Source organism: uncultured Nostoc sp. (assembly GCF_937863485.1).
Classification (GTDB): Bacteria; Cyanobacteriota; Cyanobacteriia; order Cyanobacteriales; family Nostocaceae; genus Nostoc.
The window spans coordinates 1-10,099 of the sequence record NZ_CALMFY010000211.1; the positions used below are offsets into that span (position 1 = coordinate 1).

8 protein-coding genes and 1 pseudogene are annotated in these 10,099 nt (G+C 43.0%); 4 read left to right on the forward strand and 5 right to left on the reverse strand.

The window, feature by feature from the left end; genetic code table 11:
• Positions 1-278 precede the first annotated feature (278 nt).
• On the forward strand, positions 279-1,175 hold the full coding sequence (locus Q0541_RS28195; RefSeq protein ID WP_298919106.1) for an NmrA family NAD(P)-binding protein: 897 nt from the start codon (positions 279-281) through the stop codon (positions 1,173-1,175).
• A 12-nt stretch (positions 1,176-1,187) separates the two neighbouring features.
• Positions 1,188-2,108, forward strand: coding sequence for an AraC family transcriptional regulator (locus Q0541_RS28200; protein WP_298919111.1), 921 nt, complete (start codon positions 1,188-1,190; stop codon positions 2,106-2,108).
• A 163-nt stretch (positions 2,109-2,271) separates the two neighbouring features.
• Here the strand turns inward: Q0541_RS28200 and Q0541_RS28205 are convergent.
• Positions 2,272-2,721, reverse strand: a pseudogene (locus Q0541_RS28205) (IS701 family transposase); the annotation flags it as partial.
• Positions 2,722-2,750: 29 nt separating this feature from the next.
• On the opposite strand from Q0541_RS28205, the gene Q0541_RS28210 reads away from it, so the two are divergent.
• Positions 2,751-3,863 (forward strand): APC family permease, encoded by a 1,113-nt coding sequence (locus tag Q0541_RS28210; RefSeq protein WP_298919114.1) that lies wholly within the window; start codon positions 2,751-2,753, stop codon positions 3,861-3,863.
• 167 nt (positions 3,864-4,030) lie between these two features.
• Here the strand turns inward: Q0541_RS28210 and Q0541_RS28215 are convergent, their stop codons facing one another.
• From Q0541_RS28215 to vnfK, 3 genes are all read right to left on the reverse strand, one after another.
• The gene (locus Q0541_RS28215; protein ID WP_298919117.1) at positions 4,031-5,374 is read right to left on the reverse strand and encodes a nitrogenase component 1; all 1,344 of its coding nucleotides are present in this window, start codon (positions 5,372-5,374) and stop codon (positions 4,031-4,033) included.
• A 471-nt stretch (positions 5,375-5,845) separates the two neighbouring features.
• Positions 5,846-7,381, reverse strand: a complete 1,536-nt coding sequence (locus Q0541_RS28220) for a nitrogenase component 1 (protein ID WP_298919121.1) — start codon at positions 7,379-7,381, stop codon at positions 5,846-5,848.
• Positions 7,382-7,752: 371 nt separating this feature from the next.
• Positions 7,753-9,138, reverse strand: a complete 1,386-nt coding sequence (gene vnfK, locus Q0541_RS28225; protein ID WP_298919124.1) for a V-containing nitrogenase subunit beta — start codon at positions 9,136-9,138, stop codon at positions 7,753-7,755.
• Positions 9,139-9,370: 232 nt separating this feature from the next.
• Here vnfK and Q0541_RS28230 point away from each other — a divergent pair, with 232 nt between their 5' ends.
• Entirely contained in the window at positions 9,371-9,505 is a 135-nt protein-coding gene (locus tag Q0541_RS28230; protein WP_298919126.1) for a hypothetical protein, read from the forward strand.
• 122 nt (positions 9,506-9,627) lie between these two features.
• On the opposite strand, the gene vnfG is transcribed toward Q0541_RS28230, so the two are convergent.
• On the reverse strand, positions 9,628-10,099 hold a 472-nt coding region (gene vnfG / locus Q0541_RS28235), incomplete at its 5' end, for a V-containing nitrogenase subunit delta (protein ID WP_298919129.1).

Below are 10,099 nucleotides of genomic sequence, written 5' to 3' on the forward strand. Positions count from 1 at the left end.
TTAATTATCAGTCTCGCCCTTCTTTGCTTCCGCAATATTAGACCTGAATCCTTACGATTCTTCGATTGGTTGACGCTCAACCGTGACGTGTTTACTGCTTATAAAGCCAGTTTAGGCTTTATTTGAGCTTAATTTTTGTCTAAGTACCGTTAAGCAGCAAAATTCTACATTTTGGATACAATTACCGATAATTCGGCTAACTTTAAAGATAAAAAATTGCTTACCATAAATAGAGAAATTCAAATTTCAATTTAGAAATAGTTTGTGAGTAAATATTTATGAAAGTTATAGTGACAGGTTCTTTAGGAAATATTAGTAAACCACTGACACAAGAGTCAGTAAAAAAAGGGCATCAGGTGACAGTTATCAGCAGCAAAGCCGAAAGGCAGAAAGATATTGAAGCTCTAGGCGCAAAAGCTGCCGTTGGCACAATGGAAGACGCTGGCTTTCTATCAGCGACTTTTAAAGGCGCAGATGTCGTTTATGTGATGGAATCGCTTGCCCCCGATACTTTCTTCGACCCGAATGTTGATGTTATCACGGCTATCACCAAGATTGGCAAAAACTACAAACAAGCCATTGAACAATCGGGTGTAAAACGTGTCGTGCATCTAAGCAGCATCGGTGCTGACAAAGGAGTTGGCTTGCTCAGGTTTCATTACAATGTCGAAAATATTTTAAGAGAGCTGCCGGAAGAGGTCTTTATTAAATTCGTACGCCCAGTCGGTTTTTACACTTATATGTATACCTTTATCCAAACCATCAAATCACAAGGCGCGATTGTCGGCAACTATCGCGGCGATGAAAAAGAACCGTGGGTCTCCCCTTTAGATATTGCTGCCGTGATTGCCGAAGAAATTGAAAAACCTTTTAATGGTAAAGAAATTCGTTATATTGCAAGCGATGAAGTTTCGCCAAACGAAATCGCCGAAATTCTGGGCGAAGCCATCGGAAATTCCGATCTGAAATGGCTGGAAATTTCTGACGAACAATTTTTAAATGGTCTATTGGAATCTGGAATGAACCCGCAAACTGCACAGGGTTTTGTGGAAATGAATGCCGCTAGGCGTGGAGGCAGATTGTATGAAGACTATTTCCGCCATAGACCAATATTGGGTAAAGTAAAGCTGAAAGATTTTGCGAAAGATTTCGCGGTTGCTTATAACCAGCAATAATTACATTTCGATATGACAAACACACAACCGCGTAGATTTAAAACGATCGCCGAATATCATCGGATGCTGGAGCTTCCTAAACCTGAGCATCCTTTAATCAGCCTGATTAATTTAGAATCCATTAAATATTTGCCTCACCAAGAATTAATAAATCTTGTCTTTGATTTCTACGCAATTGGGCTCAAAAGAACACCTAACACTAAATATAAATACGGTCAGCAGGAGTATGATTTTGATGAAGGCGTAATGTTTTTTATGTCGCCTGGTCAGGTTTTCGGGGTGGAGATTGATAAAGATGCAGCATCAAAGCGTAGGGGATGGTCACTACTAATCCATCCCGACTTTTTATGGAATACATCGCTAGCCAAAACGATCAAGCGATATCAGTATTTCAACTATTCGGTCAATGAAGCTTTGCACCTCTCGGAAAAAGAAGAAGCAATCATAAACGATATTATCGAAAATATGGAGCAGGAATATCGTTCCAATATTGATAACTTTAGTCAGGATGTGATTGTTTCACAACTTGAATTACTGCTTAATTATTCAAACAGATTTTATCATCGGCAATTTATCACCCGCAAAAAAGCGAGCAGTGATTTGCTGGTGAAACTGGAGGATTTATTAAACGAGTATTTTGATAGACAAAATGAATTACAATCGGGAATTCCAACCGTCAAGTATATTGCCGGTAAATTAAACGTATCGCCGAATTATTTAAGCGATATGTTAAGAACGCTGACGGGACAAAACGCCCAACAGCATATCCACAATAAATTAATCGAAAAAGCCAAAGAAGCGTTATCCACAACATCGCTTTCAGTCAGCGAAATCGCGTATCGGCTCGGTTTTGAACATCCGCAGTCGTTTAATAAATTATTTAAGAATAAGACAAGCGTCTCGCCACTCGAATTTAGAACCTCGTTTAGTTAGACTGTCACAAATAAATCAAAACTCGCTTATAGTATTCGTAATTTTATTCTGACGGTGCGCCGACACTGAAAATGTCAATCGTGTATTAGCTAGAAGTACAATTTTAGACGATATATCCCTCTTCTGTCACTTTTCGGAATAAGCAAGTAGTAAATAAGCTAAATCATCCAGAAGAATAATAGGGTTTAAATTGATTCATTGCAGCAATTAAATGATTGAATCCCAGCAATAAATGTGAATTGGGAAAAATATCTAGCCAAGGATAAATCAACCAAAATAGTAAGAGTGGTTGGATAATTAGACGCAGATTATTTAAAATGTTCTTCCATCCGCATTGATGATTCCATTGTTTATGATTAGAAAAATAAACCGAACTATCTTCTTGTATCTCAGTCTCAAGTTGACGAGATTGATTTAAGTCTAAAAACGCTGGAGAATTTAAACTAATCATTGTGTAAACACAAAAAATAATTTCCCACCACCTCTGAATATGCTGGAAATTAGTAAAACGATAATCTGTCCAACCTAGTTCCTGTTTACACTGTCGAAAACCATATTCTACCCATGTCCTTAATCCATAGAGGTCGCCTAAAGTCTTCTTCAAATTCCCTTGGTGCGGCTATTGCCTTTGTCTTTCTAGTAATGAGTGCGAATTTTCAAGAAATGTTGCTGCACTGGTTTGGCGTACACATAAACTGGACATTATGGTATTGCTTGTTCGCTTTGATCGTTGGGGCAGTGTGTTATCGCGGCATTCGCTTCTCACTGCAATTGGATCTGACGCTACTGATGTTTGAACTCGGCGTTTGTCTATTGCTCGCGCTCATTGTATTTATCCAAGCTGGCAAAACCGGACAATTGACACTATTACCCTTCACGCTGACGGGGCTACCACAGCACAGCAACCTATTTGTCGGTGTGATTTTGTCTATCCTCAGTTTCGTCGGGTTTGAATCCGCAACTACATTGGGTGAAGAAGTTCAAAACCCCCGAAAATCAATTCCAAAAGCGACGGTAATCACCCTAGTTTTAGTCGGCGTGTTCTATGTGCTGATGTCATATGTAGCAACGCTGGGATATGGCATCCATAACATGACAGCCTTTGCCCAAGATGCTGCCCCCTTCGATACGATCGCCCGTCACGTTTGGGGCAATGGGTTTGCCTTATTGATTGATTTTGCCGGAATTATGGCAGGATATGCCTGTGCCGTTGCCTTTCTCAATGGTGCTGCTCGGATTGTCTATGCCATCAGTCGAGAAGAACTGTTTCCCCGTTGGTTGGCGCACATTCATCCCACCTATGGCACACCAACAAATGCCATTTTCGCGTTGAGTGGCAGTTCCGCGTTTGTGGGGTTAGGGTTGGGAATCCTGTGGACACCGATTCAGGCCTTTGCCTTTCTGGGAACAGTCATAACGCTGGCTGCCCTAGCGATCTATGGATTGACTAGTTTAGCGTGTTTTCGATATTTCTCGAAAAAACGCCGCACTCAGTTGGAGCAAAACTCTACGAATCGCTTTGGTTGGTTGCGTTATGTTCTGCTACCTTGGCTCTCGATAATCACAATTAGTAGTGTCCTAGTTGGCAACCTTTATCCCCCTCCACCAGCACCGCTTAACTTAGCACCAATTGTCGTTTTGATTTGGCTATTGCTAGGCATTGGAGTGTTAAAGTTGTTGCAAATTCACAAACCCGAAGCTATTCGTCACGCAGGTAGACTATTTGTCGTTGATGAAACTGAAACCCTTAGTTAGAACAATGTAGTACAGCTCCTTAAGAGGAAGTAGGGACTTAGCCGCATGAATCAACTTTTTGTCAATGCGTGAGTCCTATATTTTTAACCTTTATCTGTTGGGGAAGACAGTAAAAACAGAGAGAGAAAAAAAGCTTAACCCAAGTATATTGAGGCATATTTATTTCTCTATGTCCAATTAATCTCTTTGGAACGAAAAGCTCTATCCCAATCATTAGCAATCACTTCCATGATATTGATCATGCCTTCATAGCCAAAATATGGCTTGTCAACATAAGTTTCTCTATTAGTGGGGCTAAATACATCAAAAGCAATTTTAATTCCCAATTCCTCTGCCATGTATTTTTCCCATGCCGAGCCAATCACAGCATCAACATCAAACTCTTCTAAGGTCTGTTTTACCTGATAGCCATCTGCCGAAAATACTATATGGGAAGTAAGACCGAGGCTGTACAGTTCTCGCTCCAAAATTGAACGAGAATCAGGCATCGCCGAGCGAAATAATAAGATTTCTGGAATCATCTCCAATTCTTCAAAAAGCATTCTGACTAGTCCAATGCCAAGCGTCCCATCCGCAGATACGGCAATTCTACAGTTACGATATCGGGGAATAATCATCAATGCTCGTTTGCGAAGTGTATCTACGACCATTTCTTCGCCTTGTTTAATGATTGGCTCCACTTTTTCATCTATCTTGAAATGTGCCGCCAATGCCTTCAACCACCGAGTAGTGTTGTTTACACCTATTGGTAAAGGTATATCATCAAGGATCAAAGGGATGTCATGGGTCTGTTGCATTTTCCGAGCAAACTTATACCCAACATCATGACTGAGAACAATATTGGCGGTTGCTTCACCAGCTTGCTCTAGTTCTTCAAAGGAGGTATTATGAGAAAAGACCGTCTGTACTTTAATCCTTAAAGATTTTAACGTCTGCTTTACCCATTCCAAATCAGCCCACCAAGTAGGATTAAGATTTGCCTGTGGCGCAATGATATTTACAATCCTTGGCTTTTTACCCCTTCTCTTGGTCTGCCTTTTTTTTATAAAAGGAAGTAAAGCTTCCAAACCCATTTCCAAGCCATCGTAAGCATTGCCTCGAAACCCACCAGCCATTAAAGGAACGAGTTTGGCTTTGATATCTGGCTGAAGCTGGTTGCACAATCCCGCAATATCTTCACCAATGATGTCTGCCGCGCAAGTCCCAACGACAAACATCACCTTAGAATCAAAAGATTGATCCGCTTCTTTAATCATCCCTTTGAGTTTCTCAGACGCTCCCATCACGATGTCTGACTCAAAAAGACGAGTACAACCTACTTTCCGCTTGGTGAAATCAACCTCATGAGCATCATACCCAGCTGCGACAGTGGACGCGCAACCCTGTGGAGACTGAATCACAATACTGACATCTTTAATGCCAGCAACTGTAGTTGCAATACCTTCAAGGGCACAGCCAACTACTGGGTCTTTACTATGGTTACAATTGTCAAAAGTTGTTTCAGCAGACATTTATTCCTCCTGTTTCTTTAAAGCTTGACTATGTAAACGCGTTTCACGCAGCCTGTAGCGACTTCTGCTTTGGCGTTTCCGTGTTTTGTGCAGCCTGTAACGGCTTCTGTCTTCCTTGTAAGAGCTTCTGCCTTGACGTTTCCGTGTTTCGCGCAGCCTGTAACAGCTTTTGCCTTCCCTGTAGCGACTTCTGTCTTGACGTTTCCGTGTTTCGCGCAGCCTGTAACAGCTTCTGCCTTCCCTGTAGCAACTTCTGCCTTGACTTTTCCGTGTTTCGCGCAGCCTGTAACAGCTTCTGCCTTGACATTTTTGGCTTAAGCCTTGTCCGTATCAGTCTACGTAGGTTGGGTTGAGGAACAAAATTCAACATTTCCGAAAAGTTTGTTGGGTAACACTAAAGTTCTACCCAACATACAATTTTCTGTTTGAGACAAATCCATACTTTTATTTAGCAAAGTCACATTTCATTTATTACTCGTTCATACATTTTCCCCGTCTCTTCTCTGCATATACGGTACAATCAGGCATGTCTTGAGCTAATTTTCCGCTTAGTGATTGAACAGATGCTAACCCGGAATCTTTAGGGAATACCATTTGCTTGGTTAAAGCACTCCGAGGTCTAAAGGCATATTGGAGTGCTGTTTCAATACACCTTGCGACCTTTAAGGCTCCGCGATAGCCAAATCTGGGACGATTTAAGATAGCATTTAAATCGACTACGGGAATATGGGGGAAACTTAAGGAAGAACCAAAATAAACTACCGATTCTGCATCAAGACCACCAATGAAATCCAGTAATTCATCTTCCGTTTGTTTCATGGACTCGTACTTGCCAAAGGCCAGTGTCCCTTTTGTAATCAGGATTTCCGGGTCTAACCCTGTTTCCAACAAATAATCTACACTGGTTTCTCGTGCTTCTGTACTCCAGGGATGGAAGTTATAGATTACTACACGCATCCCAAAATCACGATCCAACATGTGAGCAAGGGATAAGCACTTGATAGCATCATGTCCTTCGATAATCGCTAACTTCCCTTCTATATAACCTTTAGCTGCTTCAAATTCAGTCTTGATTGCGGCATATTCCTTTTCCATTAGAGCAGCCGCTTGTTCTTCCATGCCTAAATATTTTGCCGCCCCTTTGAGCCATTTTTCTGTAGCGGTGATTCCATAGGGAAGGATGGTAGAGTTTAGCGGAGTACCGAACTTGTCTGACATGGCTTTACCGATGGTATAGCCAAGATCCAAACATAAAGTACAGTTGACTGCCGCACTCGGTGCTTGCTTGAGTTCTTCTAAAGTACAGTCACCAGCGATCACACTGTGAACTCGTGCCCCCATTCCTTCTATCAATCGCACCAGTTCTTTAACATCAGTTTCGACTTCTGTTCTTTCAGGGCCCATCTTTGCGCCCACAATATTGACAGCATCGGCTAGTTGTGCCTTCCGCTCTGGAGTTGGCGGCTCCATAAAGTCTACGATTTGCCGAAATACAATATCAAATCCACTGCGATATTCCCCGGCAAATCCTTCACAATGTATCGTCATGATCTCAGACTGGATTTCGCCACGCGCCTTATTCACGACGTCATCAACACAGTCCCCAATAATACCAGACGCACAACTAGTGGCAACAACGATCGCATCTGGATGGTATTTTTCATTTACTTCTCGAATCGCGCCTGCTAATTCTTTTTCTCCACCAAAAATTACCGCTTTCTCACTCATGTTCGTAGTCACCACGGGTTCATAAGGTGAACCACTATTGCGGCTATTGGTCAGCTTGTATGCCCGCTTGACACCATAGGCACAGCCACTAGGCCCGTGAGAAATGACGATCGCATTTTTAATCCCACTTAAAATCTTCGTTGCAGTCCAAAATTTACAGGGGCGGGTATGACTACCTTGTAAAGTGGTCTTAATCTTACCCTCTTTTGCCAAGCGATACAGTTCGCTTAAATTTCCGTAAAATACGACATTCTTATCTATACTTGTTGTTGCAGTCATGATCACTCTCCAGTCTTTGTATAGCTTCTGTCTTCAGTACCCTGTGAGGCAGTCTGGTCTTCTCCCTTGGCGCTAGCCTCTCCCTTTGGGAGAAGGGGAGACGCCAAGGGCGATGGGGGTTTCCCCCGGGAGGAACTGCCGTTAGCGCAGCGTTAGCGAGCCTGCGAGCGTCACCCGGAGGGTGATTTGTAAACCAGGCTACTAAGCCGCCCTCTGATACTAATCAGTTAAACGGGTGCTGCCTGGTTTACAATTGACATAGGATTGCTAAGTATCGTAAAAATTCTGATGGAAATACCATCTAATCAGTTAGGGGTGGATGACAGAAATATCACTGCGGATAGATGCCATCCCCCATATACATCAGCTTTCTACCAAACGTTTAAGATCCATTCGCGCTCGTGCTTGTTCTCCATATCTGCAAACATGGTGTTAGCAATGGTGTCTGCTAGCCATTCTGCTCCTTTGTAGCCAATAATGGGGTATTTCCACAGACCTGCGCGGTCAAAGCTGGGGAAGCCAACCCGAACCATTGGAATCTTGTGATCGATAGAAATATATCGACCTTTGGAATGACCTAGAATCAAGTCGATTTCGAGGGATTTATCTTTAATGCGGCGCTCCAATTCCCAGAGGTCTGCATTCCAGATGACTTCGATATCACAGGCTGCTTGCTTCTCCAACTGGGCAATTCTTGGGTCTTTGGTGCAGGCTCTGTTGTCGTCTCCCAACAACATCAGCACTGGCTCTAACTCACATTCTAAGCAGAACTCTGCTAGGCCAATTACCAGATCGGGATCTCCGTAAATAGCTACCTTCTTGTTGGCGAAGAACATGTGGGCGAGATCTGCGATCGCATCGATAGCCTTTCCACGTTCTCTAACTAAAGATTCTGGTATTGCTTTACCAGTCAGTTTCTGGATATTTTGCAGCCAGACGTCAGTGTTTTTGATGCCAATCGGGGTTGGGCCAATGATTGCAGGAACCTTAAACTTCTCTTGTAAGAATTCAGCTGAGCTGCCTCCTTCATATTTGCATAAGGCAATAGTTCCCAACGCATTAGCAGAATCAGCAATTTCTTCAATGGTTGAATTCCCAAAGGCAAAACTTGTCTTATCGGGCATGGTAGGCGCATCGAAAGATTCTGTATCCACTAAGATGTTTGCTGGAACATCCATATCTTTTAAGATACGCTTGATTTCCGTGACATCTCCAGGGTTAAGCCACCCAGTAATGAGGTTCAACTTGCCAGTTGGTTCGCCTTTTTTTGCCAGGGTAGAAATGATTGCATGTATGCCGACATTATAGCCACTGACCTGGCTACCTTTGTAACTGGGGGTATGCACGGGAACAAGGACAACCTTGCGATCGGGATAGTCTGTCTTTAACTGGCCGTTGAGCTTGTTAATGGTTCCTTCGATATCGTCCCCAATCGTCTCAGTTGAACAAGTCGTAATAATTGGAATAATCCGTAAATCGGGATATCGTGCAACTAAGGTGTGTACGGCTTCCTCAATACGTGGCTGTCCTCCAAGAACAGCGCTATTTTCATGGAGTGAAGAAGAGGCAATGTCAAAATTTTCCTTCAAATGCTGGGCAAACAGCAAACGAACGAACATACTACACCCCTGTCCTCCATGCACCAGGGGAATACAATCTTTTACTCCGATTGCAGCGTACTCAGCTCCAGCAGGCTGACAGGTAAATATAGGATTGATTATTCCCTTGCGTTCTTTTTGTTTTACGACTAAAGACATCCTATTGACTCCTAGATAGTGAGAAACTCGTGATTGTATTTGTTTGATGTTGTTGAAAGAAAGAATGAATTGTCATCCTGTTCTGTAGCAGGTGCGTCAGGGCATAGATAACGGAATAGAGTGTCTGTATGAAGGTGTTTTCGTACCTTTAGGTCGAAGTAAGCGATGCGTAGCATCGACTACACCAGAAGGATAGAATTGAATTTCTGAAAAGCCCTGAAAACTAAATGAGATGCTACGCAAACACTTTGCTACTTTTGGGGAACGGATGAAGGCGATCGCTTCTCCCCTTGGGGAGAAGCGAAAAGCGATCCAACCCTACATCAAGACTTCTCTACCAGAAGCTACGCCAACGCGAACAGAATGACAAAACTCTATTTCCTACTCTAATTCAGCAACACTGTTCGTTTGGTGAGGCAGTCTGGTCTTGGGGGTTTCCCCGAGGAGGAGCTGCCGAACCCGGAGGGTTGAATTACCGATCTAATTGCTTTAATAAAGCGAATAATGCAATTCACCATTCTTCGACTTGGTTATTACAATATCGACCAGCATTGCCTTAACAGACTCCAGTACTGCCTTCTTTTGCGAGTTCTCCATCTTACTTAACCATGAAAACCTGATTTCTAGGTCAGCCGAAAGGATCTTCGCATCTGCATAAAAACCCCTCTCGATCAAGGTATCCAGAACCACCTTTTCTCCAGTCAAGATTTGGGCGGCCTTATTGAGAACACCATTGATGTTTTCTTCCCGATCCCATGCACGCGAGTGAAACTGCCACAAACACCGTTCTTGAATTAATTTTGTGACTTCCGCAGCTCGCTCTTGAATGTATAAGGCGATTTCGCTAGCTTGCTGTTGAACCTGTGGCGCAGCTTCCTTAGCTTGTGGCTGAACCTGTGGCGCAGCTTCCTTAGCTTGTGGCTGAACCTGTGGTGCAGTTTCCTTAGCTTGTGGCTGAACC